Source organism: Thalassolituus sp. UBA2590, assembly GCF_002339775.1.
Lineage (GTDB): Bacteria > Pseudomonadota > Gammaproteobacteria > Pseudomonadales > Oceanobacteraceae > Thalassolituus.
In genome coordinates, this window is sequence record NZ_DDKU01000069.1 from 1 (window position 1) to 20,321 (window position 20,321).

The 20,321-nt window shown below is 52.7% G+C and carries 21 protein-coding genes; 10 read left to right on the forward strand and 11 right to left on the reverse strand.

Annotation, left to right across the window (positions count from 1 at the left end; all coding sequences use genetic code 11):
* Nucleotides 1-793, forward strand: a 793-nt coding sequence (locus B2067_RS06420) for a LysR family transcriptional regulator (protein ID WP_301387836.1), incomplete at its 5' end; no start/stop codon positions are given.
* Nucleotides 794-835: 42 nt separating this feature from the next.
* Here the strand turns inward: B2067_RS06420 and B2067_RS06425 are convergent.
* The 3 genes from B2067_RS06425 to B2067_RS06435 all read right to left on the reverse strand — a co-directional run bounded on the left by B2067_RS06425 (nt 836) and on the right by B2067_RS06435 (nt 4,988).
* On the reverse strand, nt 836-1,687 hold the full coding sequence (locus B2067_RS06425; protein ID WP_297531653.1) for a YicC/YloC family endoribonuclease: 852 nt from the start codon (nt 1,685-1,687) through the stop codon (nt 836-838).
* 203 nt (nt 1,688-1,890) lie between these two features.
* The gene (locus B2067_RS06430) at nt 1,891-3,822 is read right to left on the reverse strand and encodes an Ig-like domain-containing protein (protein WP_301387837.1); all 1,932 of its coding nucleotides are present in this window, start codon (nt 3,820-3,822) and stop codon (nt 1,891-1,893) included.
* Nucleotides 3,823-3,836: 14 nt separating this feature from the next.
* A complete protein-coding gene (locus B2067_RS06435; RefSeq protein WP_301387838.1) occupies nt 3,837-4,988 on the reverse strand; it encodes an OmpA family protein in 1,152 nt (383 codons plus the stop codon).
* 351 nt (nt 4,989-5,339) lie between these two features.
* Between B2067_RS06435 and rph the strand changes: the two genes are divergently transcribed.
* Nucleotides 5,340-6,056 carry a ribonuclease PH gene (gene rph, locus B2067_RS06440; RefSeq protein WP_301387839.1) on the forward strand — a complete coding sequence of 239 codons (717 nt, stop codon included), beginning with the start codon at nt 5,340-5,342 and terminating at the stop codon, nt 6,054-6,056.
* Nucleotides 6,057-6,133: 77 nt separating this feature from the next.
* On the opposite strand, the gene B2067_RS06445 is transcribed toward rph, so the two are convergent.
* Entirely contained in the window at nt 6,134-6,910 is a 777-nt protein-coding gene (locus B2067_RS06445; protein ID WP_301387840.1) for an exodeoxyribonuclease III, read from the reverse strand.
* Nucleotides 6,911-7,082: 172 nt separating this feature from the next.
* On the opposite strand from B2067_RS06445, the gene pyrE reads away from it, so the two are divergent.
* Both pyrE and B2067_RS06455 read left to right on the forward strand, forming a co-directional pair.
* On the forward strand, nt 7,083-7,730 hold the full coding sequence (pyrE, locus tag B2067_RS06450) for an orotate phosphoribosyltransferase (protein WP_068439737.1): 648 nt from the start codon (nt 7,083-7,085) through the stop codon (nt 7,728-7,730).
* A gap of 12 nt (nt 7,731-7,742) precedes the next feature.
* On the forward strand, nt 7,743-8,408 hold the full coding sequence (locus B2067_RS06455; RefSeq protein WP_068439736.1) for a hypothetical protein: 666 nt from the start codon (nt 7,743-7,745) through the stop codon (nt 8,406-8,408).
* Nucleotides 8,409-8,431: 23 nt separating this feature from the next.
* Here the strand turns inward: B2067_RS06455 and slmA are convergent, their stop codons facing one another.
* The 5 genes from slmA to coaBC all read right to left on the reverse strand — a co-directional run bounded on the left by slmA (nt 8,432) and on the right by coaBC (nt 14,329).
* Nucleotides 8,432-9,046 carry a nucleoid occlusion factor SlmA gene (gene slmA, locus B2067_RS06460; RefSeq protein WP_068439735.1) on the reverse strand — a complete coding sequence of 205 codons (615 nt, stop codon included), beginning with the start codon at nt 9,044-9,046 and terminating at the stop codon, nt 8,432-8,434.
* A 9-nt stretch (nt 9,047-9,055) separates the two neighbouring features.
* Nucleotides 9,056-9,958: an acetylglutamate kinase gene (argB, locus tag B2067_RS06465; RefSeq protein WP_068439733.1), complete on the reverse strand. Its 903-nt coding sequence runs from the start codon at nt 9,956-9,958 to the stop codon at nt 9,056-9,058.
* A gap of 83 nt (nt 9,959-10,041) precedes the next feature.
* Nucleotides 10,042-12,540 carry a phosphomannomutase/phosphoglucomutase gene (locus B2067_RS06470; protein ID WP_301387842.1) on the reverse strand — a complete coding sequence of 833 codons (2,499 nt, stop codon included), beginning with the start codon at nt 12,538-12,540 and terminating at the stop codon, nt 10,042-10,044.
* A 67-nt stretch (nt 12,541-12,607) separates the two neighbouring features.
* Nucleotides 12,608-13,063, reverse strand: coding sequence for a dUTP diphosphatase (gene dut, locus B2067_RS06475; protein WP_348655057.1), 456 nt, complete (start codon nt 13,061-13,063; stop codon nt 12,608-12,610).
* Nucleotides 13,064-13,111: 48 nt separating this feature from the next.
* Nucleotides 13,112-14,329 carry a bifunctional phosphopantothenoylcysteine decarboxylase/phosphopantothenate--cysteine ligase CoaBC gene (gene coaBC / locus B2067_RS06480; RefSeq protein ID WP_301387861.1) on the reverse strand — a complete coding sequence of 406 codons (1,218 nt, stop codon included), beginning with the start codon at nt 14,327-14,329 and terminating at the stop codon, nt 13,112-13,114.
* 84 nt (nt 14,330-14,413) lie between these two features.
* Here coaBC and radC point away from each other — a divergent pair, with 84 nt between their 5' ends.
* The 5 genes from radC (at nt 14,414) to B2067_RS06505 (ending at nt 17,292) form a co-directional block, all read left to right on the forward strand.
* Nucleotides 14,414-15,088 carry a RadC family protein gene (gene radC, locus B2067_RS06485; RefSeq protein WP_068439728.1) on the forward strand — a complete coding sequence of 225 codons (675 nt, stop codon included), beginning with the start codon at nt 14,414-14,416 and terminating at the stop codon, nt 15,086-15,088.
* A gap of 200 nt (nt 15,089-15,288) precedes the next feature.
* On the forward strand, nt 15,289-15,525 hold the full coding sequence (gene rpmB / locus B2067_RS06490) for a 50S ribosomal protein L28 (protein ID WP_068438718.1): 237 nt from the start codon (nt 15,289-15,291) through the stop codon (nt 15,523-15,525).
* Nucleotides 15,526-15,536: 11 nt separating this feature from the next.
* Nucleotides 15,537-15,695 (forward strand): 50S ribosomal protein L33, encoded by a 159-nt coding sequence (gene rpmG / locus B2067_RS06495; RefSeq protein ID WP_068438531.1) that lies wholly within the window; start codon nt 15,537-15,539, stop codon nt 15,693-15,695.
* Between the two features lie 120 nt (nt 15,696-15,815).
* Nucleotides 15,816-16,625, forward strand: a complete 810-nt coding sequence (gene mutM / locus B2067_RS06500; RefSeq protein WP_301387844.1) for a bifunctional DNA-formamidopyrimidine glycosylase/DNA-(apurinic or apyrimidinic site) lyase — start codon at nt 15,816-15,818, stop codon at nt 16,623-16,625.
* A 151-nt stretch (nt 16,626-16,776) separates the two neighbouring features.
* On the forward strand, nt 16,777-17,292 hold the full coding sequence (locus tag B2067_RS06505; protein ID WP_301387845.1) for a hypothetical protein: 516 nt from the start codon (nt 16,777-16,779) through the stop codon (nt 17,290-17,292).
* A gap of 32 nt (nt 17,293-17,324) precedes the next feature.
* Here B2067_RS06505 and B2067_RS06510 read toward each other — a convergent pair whose 3' ends face one another.
* The gene (locus B2067_RS06510; protein ID WP_301387846.1) at nt 17,325-17,756 is read right to left on the reverse strand and encodes an OsmC family protein; all 432 of its coding nucleotides are present in this window, start codon (nt 17,754-17,756) and stop codon (nt 17,325-17,327) included.
* 100 nt (nt 17,757-17,856) lie between these two features.
* Nucleotides 17,857-18,615: an ElyC/SanA/YdcF family protein gene (locus tag B2067_RS06515; protein WP_301387847.1), complete on the reverse strand. Its 759-nt coding sequence runs from the start codon at nt 18,613-18,615 to the stop codon at nt 17,857-17,859.
* Between the two features lie 92 nt (nt 18,616-18,707).
* Between B2067_RS06515 and B2067_RS06520 the strand changes: the two genes are divergently transcribed.
* Complete coding sequence (locus B2067_RS06520; protein ID WP_301387848.1) at nt 18,708-20,297, forward strand: alkaline phosphatase D family protein; 1,590 nt, start codon at nt 18,708-18,710, stop codon at nt 20,295-20,297.
* The last annotated feature ends 24 nt before the right edge of the window (nt 20,298-20,321 follow it).

Consider the following 20,321-nt stretch of genomic DNA (forward strand, 5'->3'; position numbering starts at 1 on the left):
GCTAGTCAGTAAATACGTTGCGCAATTGGAAGAGCACCTTGGCGTACGGCTTCTTAACCGCACCACGCGGCGTATTCACCTGACCGAGGCGGGAGAACGCTACGTCCAGCAGGCCCAGCAGATTCTGTCGGATATTGACGATATGGAGAGTCAGGCTGGTGACCTTCAGGCTCAGGCACGGGGCCTGCTGAGAATTGCAGCCCCCGTGTCGTTCGCGAGCCTGCACCTTGCCGAGCCGCTGGTGTTGTTCCAACGGGAGAACCCGGAGGTGGGTATCGATCTTCAGTTAAATGACCGTAAGGTGGATATCATCGACGAAGGCTTCGATGTCGCCTTGCGCATCGGGCAACTGAAAGACTCCTCGCTGGTGGCCCGAAAGCTCACAGAGATCCGTCTGGCGTACTGCGCATCACCTGAGTATCTGAAAAAATATGGCGAGCCGACATCGGTAGCAGAGTTGCCCCAGCATCGTTTTCTTCACTACAGCTACATGGAAGATGATCAGTTGCGCCAGGCTGGGATTCAACGTGGCAATCAGTTCAGCTGCAATAACGGCGAAGTTCTGAATAATGCCGCAATTGCGGGTGCGGGCATTGTGATGCAGCCGACTTTTATCTCAGGGGCTGCACTGGCTGATGGACGTCTGGTGGAAATACTCAAACAAGAAGCGCCGGAGCCCATTGCCCTGTACGCTGTGTATGCACACCGCACGTTACTATCCAGTAAAGTGCGGGCATTTATCGACTCCCTGAGTGATTACTTTTCGGGGGTGCCATCGTGGGATACCAATTAATAGTGGGATAACTCGCGAAAAGCACTTAAATCCCGACAGTAATTACTCAATATTCTGTACTTGTTCACGCATCTGCTCGATCAGCACTTTAAGGTCAACTGCAATACGTGTCAGTTCGGTGCGCATTGCCTTAGATGAAAGTGTATTTGCTTCGCGATTTAACTCCTGCATCATAAAATCCAGACGCCGGCCAATGGGCTCTTCTCGTTGCAGAATATTGAGAACTTCATCGATATGGGTGCGCAGCCGATCGGTTTCTTCTGCAATATCAGCTTTTTGTGCGAGTAACACCATTTCCTGTTCGAGGCGTTCAGTATCCGGGGTTTCGATCAACTCACTGAGTTTATTCAACAGGTGAGTGCGCTGAGCGGCAAGGGCTTCAGGTATAATTTTATCCGCTTGCTCAGAAAGATTACGTGCTTCGTCACAGCGTTGCTGTATCAGTTCTTTGAGGGAATCACCTTCACGCTTACGTGCAATAATTAACGACTCGAGACATTCGTTGAATGAACCTAACGCGCTTTTCTGAAGCGCTTTGAGATCGGTTGTTGTGCTTTCTAATACCCCCGGCCATTGCAGAATTTTCAGCGCATCCAGCGCATTTCCCGGGCCGATCACTTCATGAACTTTATCCGCTGCATCATTCAGTGAAGCAACGAGGTCCTGATTAACCTGTAAGTTCTGCTGTTTCTGGGATGGCTGAAAGCGCAGGAATACTTCAACTTTACCGCGGTTTAATCTGGACTTAATGCACTCGCGAAGAGCTGGCTCCATATCGCGAAACTCATCAGGCAGGCGAAAATGAAGCTCCAGATAGCGACTGTTTACTGAGCGAATTTCCCAGGTGATCCGGCCAGAATCTGTGTCTACGTTACTTCTGGAAAACGCTGTCATGCTAAGGGCCATAAAAACCTCGATACGGATGGTCAGGCCGTTAGTTTAGTAGTTCACTGCCAAATACACGAGGGGATGGTGCCTGGTCTACTCGAGTAAACAAAACTAAAGCGTGCAAAACGAAAGCACATAAAAAAGGGGGCCGAAGCCCCCGAGTGTGGAGTGGGGCTTCCTTGGCCCCGAGGTGCTGGGCTTCGCCCAATTCAGTCTGTGCACAACAGACGAATATTGCATAAGCCGTCAAATAATGGCTCAAGACCTGCGTCTGAAAGTGCATCAATAAGTTCACCGCCCACCTGTAATAATCCGAGATCGAGATTCGGATCGGTCAGTGCGCCAGCTTTCAGCAAATCCTCTGAGATCACAGTCAGAGTGAGCAATTTACCTGCTTCAACCGTAGCCAGTGACGTCTTGAGAACTTCAACATCAACTAACCGGGTAATATCCTCCTGGTTGGTCAGTGAACCCAGAACAGGTAGCTGACCGATTTGATTCAGCAGGTCAACGAGCGGCTCTTCGAGTGCTTCTGGCAGAGGCAGGCCACTGTCATCCAGAACCTGAATATCGACCAGTCCACCTTCGCTGAAGACAAGCTCACCAACCGTCAGGAAGGACTGAGCCAGCGCCGCTGGGTCGCCGTTAGCCAGTGCGTCGGCAAATGCTTGCTGAACGCCTTCGCTGAAGCTACCGAAGCCTATGTTTACTGACAGAGTACATGCGGCTTCTGTACCTGTAGCGTTGCCCTTTGGATCACAAACAGCGATCAGTACTGAGCTGAACTCAGTCAGTCTTTCCGGGGTCAGTTCGCCATCTACTAACAGTGGGAAGATCTCCAGAATAACGAGGTCGTAGTCACCCGAATTAAAGGCTTCGAGCAGATCGAAATTCTGAGGGTCATCTGCAAACTGGGTAAGCAGATCCTGTAGCTGCGCCAATATCGACGAGTCGAGGAGATCCGCAAAGTTGTCGAGGTCGCCAAGATCTTCTTCAGACAGACCAGTCAGGGCGAGCAGTTCCTCTGAGCCTGCAGCAATCAATGCAGCCAGGGTTAATGGCAGCTCGAACAGAGCCTGAGGATCGGTTGGCACACCGCTGTCTCCCCCTTCATTGCCGCCCTCATCACCGGGCTCTTCTGTACCATTTTCAACAATAGTAAGAAGGTTTCCGGCAAGATCTTCGAGTGCAGCTTGCAGGTCACCTAATGGATTGTCGCCAGATCCACCACCGAGTATTCCTTCAATGACTGCAGTCAGGCTCTCTGTACGGAAGATATTTGTGCTGACTGCTGCGAGTGGATTACCACTGAGGTCTTCAATATTGGTATTAATTTCCAACAGGTAAAAGCTTTCACCATTCAGCGGTTCACTCGGGGTAAATAGCACCCGGCTCCCATCGAATGAGAAATCACCTTCAATTTTGCCGCTACCTGGAATTGGCGAACCTTCACTGTCGACAGGGATAACATAAATGCTGTCGAAGTTTACGGTGCTACTGTCGAGCGGCTCTGAGAAGTCAATAACCAGAGTAATATCGACAGGTAATAATCCCATTAAATCTGGTGTGGAAACCAATATTTCAGGGGCCGTTGTATCCTCATCTTCCTGCCCACCGGTAGTGAAGTCAGAGGATGCATCTGTCCCTAGCGCGATATTTTCGCTGCAGGCAGCCGAGATACCCGCGCCGATATTAACAGTGTAAAGAGTATCCTCTTCCAGGCCGCTGACAGGATTGACGAGCAGCGCATTGCCGTTCACAGACAGGCTGGCATCAATTGAGCCTGCACTACCACCAGAGAGGAAAGCAGATGTTGCATCAACAGAGTCTTCATCCAGATCCGTGTTAAAGGTCACCCGGACACTCGTTGCTATAGAAACATTTTCAGCAGCATTGGCCGGAATGAATTCTGTAACCTCGAACTGGCTCTCCCCTGAGCACACAGGGTCGACGGTTCCAGGTGCGCCGTTGTCATCACCGTTGCCTACGGCTCCGTCGGTCTGGTCTGAACCCACCGGATCGGTAATGGCGGAGTCGTTACTTCCCAGTCGGCCTTCTGAATCTGAGCCATTGCCGCCACAGGCGGTCAGTACGACCGCAGCCAGCAAGGTTAATGAGGTTTTAAAGTCAGGCTTTTTCATAAATATCTCCGGTTTTATTCAGGCTGGCGCAGAACCAGTTCCACTCGGCGGTTCTTAGCGCGCCCTTCGGGCGTGTCGTTAGTGGCGACGGGTGCAGTTTCGCCCATACCCTGAGAGTTAATTCGGGTTAACGAGATGTCGTATTCCGCTGACAGTACTTTTCCGACAGCACTGGCGCGGGCGTCTGAAAGTTTCATGTTGTAGCTTGCCGAACCGCGGCTATCCGTATGACCGAATACCTGGATTTCTGATGAAGGATATTCTTTCATCAGGCGGGCAATATTCTCGAGTTCTTTAATTGACTCCTGTGGTACAGCAGAGCTGTTGCTAGGGAAGGCGATATAAAGATTTTCCCGCACTTCTACAGTCAGTTTCTCTGCACAGCCCTGAACGTCTACTTTTGCTCCTTGCGGTGTATCTGGGCAGGCATCATCTTTGTCGAGGACGCCATCCATATCAGAGTCTTTTTCTTCACATCCAGTCGCATCAACGACAGCTCCTGCCGGAGTATTCGGGCATTGGTCATCACCGTCTACTACGCCATCATTGTCACTATCGAGAACCACTGGCTCCATCGATTTGGGGTAGCTGCGACCGAAAAGGACGGATACACCGACAAATGGCTGGAAGTCGAGATACGTATCCTGAACTTCACCGATTGCACGTATGCCTGCCTCCGCAATAAAGCGTTGATTGAATATCAGTTTCTGCAAGCCAGCTTCAGCGAACAGAGCGTTTTCGCTGACTTCGTCGCTGCCAATCAAGGTGTTCGATGCGATGTCGTAATTACTGTACTTATAGCCACCGCCAGCGAATGCCCGCCAATCACCATAATGAAACGCAGACGGATGAATCCTGAGGCCGACAGAGTATGATTCCACATCTATGTCAGCTTCTGACTCCGTGGTTTCGCTCTCTGCCATAGCTGCCTGGACATACAGGCTCAGTAGAGGGTTGTACTGGTGAGCGAGGTTGATTCCGTAGCCGTGGAAATCCGTGATGTTATCGTCGGTATCTTCAGTACGACCCTCAGCGATGAGGGTGTAGTTGTACTCGAGGCCCAGGCTGGTGTAGCTCTCTGGCCATTCATGTTCGTGGTCATCTGCCAATGCCATAGAAGGCACCAGAGCGATGGCGAAAATAAGTGCTGTTTTTTGTATATCCATAGTCAGAACTCAAATTGATCATAAGTTGCGTGCTGTCGATGGCATAGAAAACTCAGATATGGCGATATGTTTGTTTGTGTTATCAAAGGTGAGAGATTGTTACGCGAAAATTGAGAGATTTATTATTAGTGGCTGAATTCGCTGCCATAACCACAGTTACATTTCGATACACGAATACATAGAGATACAAAATAAAACGTAGCGTTACTCTGCTGAGGTGTTTCAGATGTGTTTTGTAGTCAGCTGGCACCTAAGGAAAAACGTTTTTTCAATTTCGCAACACTGAATAACCGAATGGATTCTCTGTATACTGCGCGCAGTAACAGAAGCCATAAATACAGAGGACATATTATGAGACCAAGTGGCCGCGCACTGGATCAGTTGAGAGAAGTACGCATCACCCGGAACTACACTAAGCATGCCGAGGGCTCCGTGCTGGTGGAGTTTGGCGACACCAAAGTCATCTGTACTGCCAGTGCGGAAACCAAAGTGCCACCTTTCCTGCGTGGTCAGGGCCAGGGTTGGGTCACCGCTGAATACGGTATGCTGCCACGCTCTACCGGTTCGCGCATGATCCGTGAAGCCGCCAAAGGTAAGCAGCAGGGGCGTACTGTTGAGATTTCCCGCCTGATTGGCCGTAGCCTGCGCGCAGCAGTCGACCTTGAAGCTCTGGGCGAAAACACCATCACCATCGACTGTGATGTAATTCAGGCCGACGGTGGCACCCGTACCGCATCGATCACGGGTGCCTGTGTGGCTCTTGCCGATGCCATTAACTGGCTGAAAGAAAACGGCAAAGTGAAAGGTGAGCCACTGAAGCAGATGATCGCGGCCGTATCGGTTGGTATCTACAACGGTGAAGCGGTACTGGATCTGGATTACGCCGAAGACTCGACGGCTGAAACTGACCTGAACGTAATCATGACTGAGAAAGGTGGTTACGTAGAGATTCAGGGCACTGCGGAAGGCGAAGCTTTCTCTGCTGAAGAGCTGAATGCCATGCTGGCCCATGCACAGAAAGCGATTGGTGAGCTCTCAGAGTTACAGAAGGCGGCGCTGGCGTCCTGATATGAAAAAGGCCAGCGTACCTGCTGGCCTTTTCACTATCGTTCAAACTATCAATCTGCGCCTGAGACTCACAGGGCTCAGATCTCTTCATCAAACTCGTATTCGATCATCACGGCAGCATGCTTGCCGAATTGCGGTGCTTTTTCGATCCGTGCTTCGACGACATACTGGCGCACTCCAGGCGTACAGATCTGATAGTCGATGCGCCAACCGTTCTGGTCGCGGCGCTGACTTTCTTCATCCGGCCACCAGGTAAACTGGTTTTCACCGAAATTCGCTTCACGGAAGGCATCTGTGAATTCTACCGGACCGAACATCTGATCAAACCACGCACGCTCTTCGGGCATAAATCCGGGCGTATCCTGGGCGTTCTTCCAGTCCTGAATGTCGACGGTTTTATGAGCCGCTTCGAAATTGCCACAGAAAATAAACTCGCGGCGCTTGCGCCGGGTCTTCTGCAAGTGCTCAAGAAACACCTGCTGGAATTCAAGCTTATCTTCGAGCGAGTTGTGCTCATCAATCGTTGGGAACAGAACCGAGGCCACACTGACGTGATCGAAGTCAGCCTGAATGAAACGGCCCTGCATATCCCACTCGGCGTGGGCTAACCCTGTCATAATGGCCTTAGGAACATCTCGGGTAAGAATTGCGACACCACTGTAGTTGTCTTCAGCTGCATCGAAAAAGTACGCGTTGAATCCTTCCGGGTAGAGCACGTCATCAGACAGCTGATACTCTTTTGCCTTGAGGTTCTGTATGGCAACGACGTCAACATCGGCACTGCTCAGCCACTGATACAGGCCGTTTTTAACTGCCTGTTCCAGTCCGTCAACGTGAAGTGTGATTATCCTCATACATGGTTCCCGGTTATCGATGGGTGTATCATACCGCATCCAATTAGGCCGCTGCACTCTTCTGTGGCACCAATATGGCTACGGGTCTTGCGAAAACAGGAGATAACCCGGTTGGATCGCCTGTTCTTCTTAATTTTCATTGCTGGCCCACGACGACAATTCAGGATTCCTTATGCAAACCTATCAGAAAGAGTTTATCGAATTTGCTATCCAGCAGGGTGTACTACGTTTTGGTGAGTTCACTCTTAAATCCGGACGCATCAGTCCTTACTTCTTTAATGCCGGTTTGTTTAACACGGGTTCTGCTCTTGCTCGCCTGGGTCGTTTTTATGCGGCAGCGTTAGAAGACTCCGGTATTGAGTACGACGTTGTCTTTGGCCCTGCATACAAGGGTATCCCTTTGTCTGCTGCTTTATCCATCGCGCTTGCAGATCAATACCAGAAAGACCTTCCGTACGTCTTTAACCGCAAAGAGGCTAAGACGCATGGTGAGGGTGGAAATCTGGTGGGTGCTCCGCTTGAAGGCCGTGTTCTGATTGTAGACGACGTTATCACCGCTGGCACGGCGATCCGTGAAGTGATGACAATGATCAACGCAGCTGACGGTGCGACGCCAGCCGCGGCGTTGATTGCTCTTGACCGTCAGGAGCGCGGTCAGGGCGAATTATCTGCCATTCAAGAGGTAGAACGTGACTTCGGTATCACTGTTGCCAGTATCGTAGGCCTGAATCAGGTGCTAGATTATGTCTCTGGAAATCCTGAGCTGGCGCAATACGCAGATGCGATTGCTGCATATCGGGATCAATACGGCGTTAAGTAATCCGGGAGATCTATGTTCAGGCGGCTGTTGGTTGGTGCTACGTTAAGCGCATTAGCATGCGCATCCCTGGCGGCAGGCAATGTTTATCGGTTCAATGTTGATGGGCAGGTCGTGATTAAAGACTCGGTGCCGGCAGATCTGGCACCTCTGGGCTACGATGTTCTGAACTCCCGAGGGATGCTGGTCAAGCGCGTTCCGCGTGAGCTTACACCAGAAGAGATTGCTGAACGGGATCGCCTGAAAGCCGAGCAGGAAGCCCGGAATGTCCGTATCGAGCAGCGTAAGCAAAAAGATAAAGACCTGATGCGTATCTACTCGACGGTTGCCGATGTTGACCGGGCATTGCAGAGAAAGTCGGACGAAGTCATTACTCAAAAAGACCTGCAGGCCCGCCGCATCACCGACCTTACCGAGAAGTTGGAACAGGCGCAGCAGGCTGCTGCGAATACAGAACGACGGGGAGCTGCGGTGCCTGAGTCGCTGGTGGACGAGATTCGCCACTATCAAAGCGCCATTCAGGGCGCTGAGGTTGCCATTCGGGAGCTGGAAGAAAAATTAGAAACGCTGAACCACGATTATGGAGTGATTCGTCAGCGGTTAAGAGTGTTGTCTGTATACCCTGAGGGTACGTTACCTGAAGACGTCGACAACAGTCGCTTACCGGCTCTCAATCCGTGAGAGCCAGTTAGTGCCTTACTGATTTAAGGCATCTGCAGGTCTTTTTCCTGCAACAGTATCTGGCTCAGAGAGGCCCATTGAGCAGGCCAGTGCTCTGTTGGACGAACCGAGAACTCTGTACGCACATACTGACGTATACGGCCTTCAATTACAGCCGTCAGAAGATTCGCCAATGCTGTCGGCGACTGCTGCGGTACCAGACCTTCCCTCACTTCTGCTTCCCGCAGGATCTGCTTGAACTGAAGTTCGAAGCGGTCAAAGACCTGATCAATCCGCTGACGCAGACGTTCAGTTTCACCCGCAAGCGCATCCCCTGAGAGTAGACGGCACATGCCAGGATTCTTTTCGGCGAATGTCAGCAGCAGGCCTAATGTTTTTTCACAACGTTGTTGTGCACCATCGATGTCCTTGAGGATCATATTGATGCGCGAAAACAGCGTATCCTCGATGAAGGTGATCAGGCCTTCAAACATTTTCGCCTTCGACGGAAAGTGGCGATAGAGCGCCGCTTCCGAGACGCCAACTTCTTTCGCAAGGCTTGCGGTTGTGATCCGCCCGCCAGGATTGGACTCCAGCATGTGCGCCAGAGCCTGAAGAATCTGGTCGCGGCGAGACATCTTTTCCGTTGCGTCTGTCATCCGTATTCCTTAGCGGCGTCGGTTGGTGATCAGAGTACCTACACCTTCATCGGTGAAGAGCTCAAGCAGCGTCGAGTGAGCAACACGACCGTCGATGATGTGAGCGCTGTTCACGCCGCCATGTACGGCATCCAGTGCACACTGAATCTTCGGCAGCATGCCACCGTAAATCGTGCCATCTTCAATCAGAGAGTCGACCTGCTGCGTGGTCAGACCCGTCAGGATCTTACCTTCTTTATCCATCAGACCGGCGATATTGGTCAGCAGGATCAGTTTTTCGGCCTGCAGTACCTCTGCCACTTTGCCAGCCACCAGGTCGGCATTGATGTTGTATGAGTGACCTTCTTCATCCACACCGATAGGCGCGATCACAGGAATAAAATCACTGTTGGTCAGCATATTCAGCAGCGAGGTATTGATGTGCGAAACCTCACCAACATGACCGATGTCGATAATTTCTGGCTTCTCCAGCTCTGGCGATTTGTGCGTAACGTGGAGCTTACGGGCATGCAACAGCTGGCCGTCTTTACCGGTCAGGCCGATGGCATTTCCGCCGTTCTGGTTAATCAGATTAACAATATCTTTATTCACCAGGCCGCCAAGAACCATCTCAACTACGTCCATGGTTTCGCTGGTGGTCACGCGCATGCCATTAACGAAGCGGCTTTCAATGTTGAGCTTTTCGAGCAGGTCGCCAATCTGAGGGCCGCCACCGTGCACAACAATCGGGTTAATACCGACCAGCTTCAGCATCACCATGTCGCGGGCGAAGCTGTTCTTCAGCTCTTCGTCGATCATGGCGTTACCGCCGTATTTAACGACAATAGTTTTGCCAACAAAGCGCTGCAGATACGGCAGAGCTTCGCTCAGAACGTTGGCGGTATTCATGGCGCTGTCTCGCGTCAGAGGCATTGGCTGGCTCCTGTTAATCGGCAAACCGGGTTATTTTCGAGGCGCGATTATACCTCTATTCACTTCCCGGTTGCTATGATTGTTCAGAACGGGGTCTGTATTTCCGGGGCGTGACGGGTAAGTGCCTGCTTCAGAAGTGCCTGAATACGAGCCACGGTTTCTTCAGACTCACCGGCAAAACGGAGCGTCAGTCGTGGTGTTGTATTCGACGCACGCACCAACCCCCAGCCGTCACTGAATTCAATACGTAAGCCGTCCACCGTAAAGACCCGCCCTTCGGCGGTCAGTTCGGCATCGGAGCTCAGTGCTTCGATGATTGAGAATTTATCCGCTTCTGTCGTCGTGATGGTCAGCTCTGGAGTGCTGACATCTTCAGGGAGTGCGTTGCAGACATTGGCGACAGAGTCATTGCGGGTGGACAGAATCTCCAGCATACGGGCGCCGGTGTAGAGCCCATCATCGAATCCGTACCAGCGCTCGGCGATATAAAAGTGACCGCTGAATTCACCACCGATGACCGCATTCACTTCTTTGAGCTTACGCTTCATCAAGGAGTGGCCGGTTTTCCACATGGTCGGGCGGCCACCGAGGCGATTAATTAATGGTGCGAGGTGGCGGGAAGACTTCACATCAAAGAGAACATCCGTACCCGGGCGACGGGGCAGAATATCTTCGAGTAGTAACATCATCATGCGATCTGGCCAGATGATATTACCTTCGTTATCAATCATCAGGACCCGATCACCGTCGCCATCGAAGGCAAAACCAAGGTCGGCGCCATGAAGCAGCACGGCATTTTTAAGATCTTCGAGGTTTTCTGGCTCGCCCGGATCAGGGTGATGGTTCGGGAAATGCCCATCAACGTCACAGTAAAGTTCGGTGACGTCTGCGCCCAGCTCACGGAAGAGTTCGGCCGCCAGTGGACCGCTGACACCGTTACCGGCATCAATAACAATCTTAATTTCGCGAGCGACCTGAACGTCGTCGGTAATGCGTTCAATATACTTATCTTTTATGGCGTCTTCCCGAGCACCGGCGTAGCCCTGACTGTAGTCTTCGTCGCGAATCCGTTGGGCCAGTTTCTGTATTTCCTGCTCGGACAGCGGTTGTTGATCAATCACAGCCTTAAAGCCGTTGTACTCGGCTGGATTATGGCTGCCGGTGACCATCACGCCGCAAGGCGTGTCAGATTCAAAGCATGCGAAATAGAGCGCGCCGGTAGGCAACATGCCGAGGCGGTTTACGCTGCAACCGGCACTTAACAGGCCGTCCTGAAGGACTTTAGCCAGATGCTTGCTGGAGAGGCGGCCATCCCAGGCAAGATTTATACGCTCGAAACCACGCTGGCGGACTTCACTACCGAGTGCTTTACCAATGTTGCGCACGATGTCGTCATCGAGCTCTTTTTCGACAATGCCGCGAATATCGTAAGCGCGGAAAATGTGATCGGGGAAGCTGTTTTCCTGCGACGGAAAATCAAGGGGTTTACCGTCATAGGTCGCGGGTGGTTCGCGAACTTCGGGGCGCTCCGGCTCTTCATCAATTTCGGGCAGATCGTCACGGGTACGGGCTTTCGGTGTGGCTTTGACGCTGGCGGTTTTCAGGCTGGTTTCAGCACTGCTAAGACGATCAAATACCTGTTCACTGGCAAGGCGGACATCATCGGCAAGATCGTTAAATAATTGCAGGCTGAAGCCTGGATTTTCTCGAATTTCTTCTTTGAAAAAACGCTCAAGGAACTGCTGAAAATGACGATGGTTTTTCTGCAGAATACGTTTCTGGATAAACAGCAGAATAAATAACGCGCTCAGTGTCGCCACCAGTGAAAGAATCCACGGGAAGGATAAATCAAGGAGTGACACGACCGGGCGGTGATCAGAAGGTGTATAAGTCAGAAACCAGTAGTCATTGATCGGACGGGTGACTGGCCTCGCACTTTTGACGGGCGTGGCCCCGGCGCTGAACACTTCAATGCCCGAGTTTTCTTGTGGGGTCAGTTTCTGCATTACCTGAATCTGGCCAAGGTCGCCGGATACCGACGAGCGGAATGCGTTCAGCCAGTCGCGCCCGTAACGTACAAGCAGAACACCCTGCGGTGTACCGGTAGCGGGTACCGGGCTGGCCCAGAAAAAGCTTTGCTCCCCATTGATGTTAACCGCTTCCAGTTTCATATCGTCGCCACGCAGCGTGCGGTTCACCAGATCCTGTACGGCGAAGCTGAATTCGGTCTGCAGGTTCTGCGACTGGGAAGGAGTTAACAGGCGGATGTCTTCAGTACCGGGCAGTAGGCTTTTCAGGTCGCTCAGCCATGTGCGGTTACCTGTCTGCAATGAATCGAGTGTCGCCTCGTGACTGCTTGCAGCAAGCTGCAGCCGCTTGGTGTCTGTCAGGCGTGTTTTCAACGCAAGTGCTGCCTGAGAGGCGACGGCCTCAGAAAAAGCGGAGTCGACATCGGACTGTGTCAGCAGGTTTATCTGTACGCTTTGCAACGCATAGCCGCTGGCGATAAACAGCAGTGCCAGCCAGATCGCAATCCGGCTGTACGTCACGATGGTAAGAGCCTTCTTGCGAGGCGCTGGCATATTGCTCTCCCTGAGCCACTCAGGCTGCGTGGTAATTTATTATTCTTCCCCCTGCTTTATAGCAGGTTTAACCGCGTCCGGAGTGTCCGAAGCCGCCGCTGCCACGTTCTGTTTCCTGAAACTCTTCCACAACTTCGAAGGCCGCCTGTACCACAGGAACGAGAACGAACTGGGCAATGCGCTCCCCGACTTCGACAGTGAAGGGCTCTTTACCGCGGTTCCAGCAACTGACCATCAGTTCACCCTGGTAGTCAGAATCAATCAGACCAACGAGGTTGCCCAGAACAATGCCGTGTTTATGTCCGAGCCCCGAGCGCGGTAGAATGATGCCCGCCAGGGCTGGGTCTTCGATGTAGACCGACAGTCCGGTTTTAATCAGAACGGTATCACCCGGATTGAGGGTGATCGCTTCGTCCATGCAGGCGCGCAGGTCGAGACCAGCAGAGCCACCCGTGGCGTACTCTGGCAGTGGAATATCGTTACCAATTCGTGGGTCGAGAATTTTTACCTGCAGCTTTTGCATTATGTTTCCTTCGGCAGTTATTTGTTCAGCAGTCAGTTTTTACATTCGTTATTGCGATGAATCTGGTCGGAAGTGATCGGCGACGAGTCCTATCAATTCGCGGGCGAGGATCTGTTTGTTCATGACATCGAACTGGCATTGCCCCTCCGGCCAATAGACGTTTACCGCATTGTTATCGCTATTAAAACCAATGTCGCTTCGTGACACATCATTGGCAACAATCATATCGAGGTTTTTGCGTGCCAGCTTACCCCGTGCGTAGTGTTCGACGTCCTGCGTTTCTGCAGCAAAGCCCACGGTGAAAGGGTGTGGCGTATGCGCTGCAACCGTAGCGACGATATCCGGATTCTTAACCAGCTGAATCGACATCTCGTCAGCGGACTTTTTTACTTTCTGGTCGGCAACCTCGGCGGGGCGGTAATCTGCCACGGCCGCAGAAGCGATGAAAATCTCGCAGTGCTCAAGTTCAGACTCGGCAGCCTGCAGCATATCCAGAGCGCTGTTTACCCGCACGACCTTGATTCTGTCAGGCGTATCCAATGTCACGGGTCCACTGATCAGAGTGACCCGGGCACCGGCATCACGCGCGGCTTCTGCGAGGGCATACCCCATTTTGCCTGAGCTGTGATTCGTGATGTAGCGGACGGGGTCGATCGCTTCCCGGGTCGGACCGGCGGTGATTACCACGCTGACACCGGCCAGCGCACCCGATTCGAATTTATTGGCAACAGCTTCTGCGATCAGCGCCGGTTCCATCATGCGGCCGGGGCCGACGTCGCCACAGGCCTGTTCGCCCGCATCGGGGCCGATCACGGTCAGGTTATCTTTGTGGGCATCCTGCAGGCGCTTCATATTGGCTTGAGTCACCGGGTCGCGCCACATCGCCTGGTTCATCGCCGGAGCAATGCAGAGCGGTGCGTCTGTCGCAAGGCACACGGTCGTCAGAAGATCATTGCCCATACCTTGTGCCAGCCGCGCAATCAGGTTGGCACTGGCCGGAGCGATCAACAGCAGGTCAGCCCACTTGGCCAGTTCGATGTGCCCCATACCGGCCTCTGCTTCAGGGTCCAGCAGAGCATAATGAACCGGATTACCTGACAACGCCTGCATGGTGAGCGGCGTGATAAATTCGCGCGCGCCGTCGGTCATGATGACCCGGACATCGGCTCCGGCTTTTTTCAGTTCCCTTACCAGTTCTGCACTTTTGTAGGCGGCGATGCCACCACTGATACCCAGCAGGATTCGACGATTGCAGAGTTGTTGCATTTGCATGGTAGAAACAGCCTGACCTGAGAAAAAATTCAGTATATCGTACAGCCTTACTCCAATCACACCTACAAGGAGGTAGGGATGGCGATTACGGACTGGCCGGCGAGCGAGCGTCCACGCGAAAAATTACTTGAGTGCGGCCCTGCTGCATTGTCAGATGCCGAGCTGCTGGCGATCTTCCTGCGTACGGGCGTAAAGGGAAAGAGTGCGGTGGATCTTGCGCGCGACCTGTTGAGCGACTTTGGTGGTCTGCGACCCTTACTAACGGCCAGTCAGACAGACTTCTGTCAGCCGTTGGGGCTGGGGGCGGCGAAGTTTGCCCAGTTGCAGGCGGTGCTGGAAATGGCGCGGCGGCATCTGGCGCAGGGAATGCAACGCGGTGACGCGCTGAGCAGCCCTCAGGACACCGAACGTTATCTGCAGGCGCAGCTCAGGGATCGTGACTACGAAGTCTTCGCCTGTCTCTTTCTGGATAATCAGAACCGCGTCATTCGCTACCGTGAGTTATTCCGCGGAACGATTGATGCGGCAGCAGTCTATCCAAGAGAAGTTGTGAAGCAGGCACTGGCAGAAGGTGCGGCGGCGGTGATACTGGCGCACAACCATCCATCCGGCGTGGCTGAGCCGAGTGGGGCGGACCGGTCAATCACAGAGCGACTTCAGCAAGCTCTGGGCCTGATGGATATCCGGGTTCTGGATCATCTGGTGGTTGGTGATGGTCATACGGTCTCTTTCGCCCAGCGCGGCTGGCTCTAGCGGGGGGTGAGGCTGGATTATGTATCTTAACCTGTTGTGTAAAAAATACACTTTTGCTTGCGGGGGTGTCTGCGTTTTGGTATAAAGCGCAACTCTTTTCAGCCAGGGCCGTCTACGGTCATCATAAAGTGATGAGCTAACGCCCACGGTTGGTAACGAATTCAAATTGTTCGATACACACAAAATCGGGGCGAGGAACCATGTCTAAGGTTTGCCAAGTTACAGGAAAAGGTCCTGTTTCCGGGAACAACGTTTCCCACTCACAGATCAAAACCAAGCGTCGTTTTCTGCCGAACCTGCAGAGCCACCGCTTCTGGGTTGAAAGCGAAAACCGTTTCGTACGTCTGCGTATCTCTACTAAGGGTATGCGTATCATCGATAAGAAAGGTATCGATGTAGTACTGGCAGAGCTGCGTGCACGCGGCGAAAAAGTCTAAGGAGACCTGTTATGCCACGCGATAAGATCCGTCTTGTATCAAGTGCCGGTACCGGTCACTTCTATACTACTGACAAAAACAAGCGCACCATGCCTGAGAAATTCGAGATCAAGAAATTTGATCCTGTAGTTCGTAAGCACGTTGCGTACAAAGAAGCTAAGATCAAGTAATTGATCTGACTTCTGAAAGAACCCGGCTCCGGCCGGGTTTTTTTATGCCTGCTATTTATTCGCCGGTATGCGGTAGACTAGGCATTCATCTACGTAATCCACTCATGTCATTGTTGTTGTATGCCAGAACTACCGGAAGTTGAAACTACCCTGCGCGGCATCAGTCCGTACCTGAAGGGGCAGACCATTACCCGCATTGATGTGCGCCAGCCCAGGTTGCGTTGGCCCGTTGAGGATGAGGTACAGAAGCTGGTCGGACAGACGGTGGACAGCCTGACCCGTCGGTCGAAGTATATTCTGGTGAAAACTGCCGTGGGCACGGCTATTTGGCATCTTGGCATGTCCGGTTCTCTGCGCTTAGTTGATCCTTCGGCGCCGGCTATGAAGCACGATCACATCGACTGGCATCTGAGCAATGGCCGGGTACTGCGCTATCACGACCCGAGGCGCTTCGGCGCGCTGCTCTGGGTCGCACCGGGAGAGACCTCTGAGCATCTGAGTCATCTCGGCCCTGAGCCTCTGTCGGATGACTTTGATGATTCTCACCTGTTTCAGAAGAGCCGTGGTAAGTCGCAGGCTGTAAAAACGTTCATTATGGATGGGCGCGTTGTCGTCGGTGTCGGCAATATTTACGCGAATGAGAGCTTGTTTCTGGCGGGTATTCGCCCGCAGACCCCGGCAGGGAAGATCAGTAAGGCCCGTTACCAGAGGCTGACGCAGACAATACGTCAGGTATTAGGGGCTGCCATTGAACAAGGTGGGACAACGCTTCGGGACTTCGTTGGCGGGGATGGCAAGCCCGGCTATTTCGCCCAGCAGCTCTATGTTTACGGGCGAGGTGGAGAAGAGTGTAAAAACTGCGCCACCACACTGAAAGAGATCCGCCAGGGGCAGCGGGCAACCGTCTACTGCCCAAAATGTCAGCGTTAATCCAAAAAAGCGCGCGATACGTATCTGCTTGTACTACTTTTTACTGTACTGGTTTTTACTGTGCTAGTCACTAAGCTACGTTTTGAGTCAGTGCAGATAACAGGCGACATCGCTTTTACAAAAACAACAAGCATGCTGCGGGAGGCAACGAATGCCAAGGATCTCGACCCCATTCATCATGGATATTGAAGCGTCTGGCTTTGGCCCAGACAGTTACCCCATTGAAGTTGGCCTGGCGCTGGGGGATGGCTCCCGCTTCTGCTCCCTGATTGTTCCGGCGGAACACTGGACGCACTGGGATGCGTCTGCTCAGGGGGTTCACAATATCTCCCGTGAGATGCTGGCGCGTCATGGCAGCCATATTCATCAGGTTGTGACTGAGCTTAATGCGATGTTGAGCGGGAAGACGGTGTACAGCGATGGTTGGGTGGTTGATAAGCCCTGGTTGATCCGTTTGTTTGAAGCCGCCGGTGTCGATATGCAGTTTCAGCTCAGCCCGATCGAAGTCATTATGACCGAACCTCAAATTCTGCTGTGGGATGAGACCAAGGCCAGATTAGCGCGGGAAGCTAACATTCCACGCCACCGTGCCAGTAACGACGCCTGGTTGATTCAAGAGACTTACCGCCACACTCTGGCAGAGCTGACGGCAGAAGCGGCAGGCTAAGAAAGCCGGCCGCTATCTCACTGACACCTGAATTATTGATTCAGGGTGTATTCGAGCGTGATTTCGGTATCCAGTAATTTAGAAATCGGACAGTTCGCCTTCGCTGTCTGGGCGATACGCTCGAACTCGTCACCGTCAATGTCATCCACCTGTGCTGCCAGGCTCAGGGCGGACTTAGTCACGGTGAAACCGTCGCCGTCTTTATCGAGTGAAACATCGGCTTCGGTTTTCAGCTGACCGCTGGAGTAACCTTCAGCCTCAAGAGCAAACGACAGCGCCATTGTGAAGCAACTGGCGTGAGCCGCGGCGATTAATTCTTCAGGGTTGGTGCCGGGCTTATCTTCGAACCGGGTATTAAAACCGTAAGGCTGATCTTTCAGTGCACCGGACTCGGTCGACACGCTGGCTTTCGCTTTTTTACCGAGTGAATGATAAATCGCTGAACCTTTTTTGATGATGCTCATACTGACTCCCAATAAATAGTGACACATATTGGGAGAGGGGACCGGGCGTTAAAGTTCCTGCTTTCTTTCTGGTGAGGCCAAACACGTTATTGCATGTACATTAAAGAAAAGACTTTAACCACTGCCATGCCCTGCCCATCGTTTCATAAAAAGCCCGTTCAGTCTTATAGAGACCTGATGAATCCAGTCTCCAGTCGCTGTGGTGGGCGCCGACGAACATGGCGGGTGCCGGTAATGGGTTCAGGCCTTCCCGCTCAAAAAATACGGTTGCACGTTTAAGGTGTGCTGCTTCGGTCACCAGGGCGAAGCGCTTATCTCTCAATAATGGCTCTGTCAGCGAGGCTTCATTTTCAGTGTCACGTGCGGTCGGGAAAGCAAAAATACGTAGCGGGTCTACCCCGCGATCAATGGCGGCCTGTTGCAGAATTTCTGCATGAGGCTGGGCTGCGCTGAAGCCAGCGTAGCCGGTAACGATAAGAATTGCGTCAGGGTTAGCGCGCAGAATCCGTAAGCCTTCCGATAAGCGGTACATGGCTGAGCTGCCGAGACTCATAAAAGCCGGGCTGTCCGGAGGGGCACTCTGACTGGCACTCCCGAGAACCACCACAGCATCAACAGGCTGCTCGATATCAAACACCGGATAATAACTTTCATGGGGTGCAATTAACCGGTCAGCCACCGGATTAAATGCACTGACTGCGAGTAGTAGAAATGCGCTGAAAAATGCCAGCCGGGATTTAACCGGTGCACGCGAAAACCACCATAGCCCCAGTAAAATAAGCAGCAGACTTAGCGGCACTGGCATCAGTGTCATACCGACCAGTTTTTTGAGAATAAACGTAATGCTCTGAGATTCCATTGACGGCTCTTATCGGGGCTGGCTATTGGGCTTCATGTTACTGACATCTTCGCACTTCAGTATACCCGGCTGATTTTCGAGGAGTAGTCATTATGTCCGTCACGCGTCGTTCATTTCTGCGTACAGGTACCGCGAGTCTTGCTGGAGTCAGTGTGGCACCGGGGGCGCTGGCAATGAGCCAGATTCCTGCGGAGCCGGAGCTACCGGCTGCGGGGTTCTTTAACTACGGTGTTGCCAGTGGTGACCCTACGACTGACTCTGTACTGCTCTGGTCTCACTTTTCTCCTGTCAGCCCGATGGATGTTGATGTGATCTGGCAGTTGGCCACCGATGATGGCTTTTCTGACATTATTGCCAGTGGTGTGGAGCGCACAGGGGCATATCGTGACTATACCGTGAAAGTGGACGTGACCGGGTTAAGTTCAGGTACCTCTTATTTTTACCGCTTTCTGGCCATGGGGGAGACATCTCCGGTTGGTCGTACACGTACTGCTGATGCCGGGAGCCCGGACGCTGCGCGCTTTGCGGTGGTATCCTGCTCCAGTTATCCACATGGCTATTTTAATGTCTATCGGGTGTTGGCTGAGCGCAGCGATCTGAATGCAGTCATTCACCTTGGAGACTATATCTACGAGTATGGTCAGGACGAATACGGCGAAGACAGTCTGCGGAGTGAGCGTGCACTGGCGCCTGCTCACGAGACCGTTTCATTGTCTGATTATCGTCGTCGCCATGCGCTCTATAAACTGGACCCGGATCTTGCTGCAGTTCACCAGCAACACCCCTTTATCTGCGTCTGGGATGATCACGAGTTTACCGATAACGCCTGGCGTGATGGCGCTTCCAATCACGATGACATAGAGGGCGATTGGTCTGCTCGTAAAGCGGCCGCAAAACAGGCGTATTTTGAATGGATGCCGGTCAGAGAAAATCGCTCGGGCAGTATTTATCGTCGGATTCAGTACGGTGACCTGCTTGATCTGTTGATGCTGGATACCCGCGTCGAAGGGCGTGATGAGCAGCCTTCTGGTTCAGGTAAGCAGCAGGTGGCAATGGATGAAAATCGCTCGCTGCTCGGCTTTGAGCAGGAAGCCTGGCTGCACGATCAACTGGTCAGCAGTTCAGCACAATGGAAGATACTCGGGCAGCAGGTCATGATGGCTCAACGATATTATCTGAATCTGGAAAATCTTCTTGGTAGCGGTGCGGCGGCGTCATTCTGGCTCGATAGCTGGGACGGCTACGCAGCAACGCGAAACCGCCTGCTTGAGGTTGTGCGCAGCCAGAATGTAAAAAATATGGTGGTGCTGACAGGCGACCTGCATGCCTCCTTTGCGGCAGACATTTCTGATGACCCCTACAGCTGGAGCAACTATAACCGCTATACCGGAGAGGGATCTCTGGCCGTCGAATTTGTCACGCCCTCGGTGACCTCTCCGGGGTTTCCGAAGGTGATTGCCAACAGCGCAGAGAACACCATCATGGCCGGTAGCCCGCATATTAAATACGCGGAAGTGCAGACCCACGGTTTTATTCTGCTAACTGTGGATCGCACTAAAGTTCAGTCAGACTGGTATTACGTGCCGACAGTGACTGAGCGCAGCAAAGCCGTTGAATGCGGCATCAGTTATGCCTGTGAAGACGGTCAGGGCCGGTTGAAGCGAGTTTATCAACCGGCCTGACTATCAGCCTGACAGCAGAGCAAC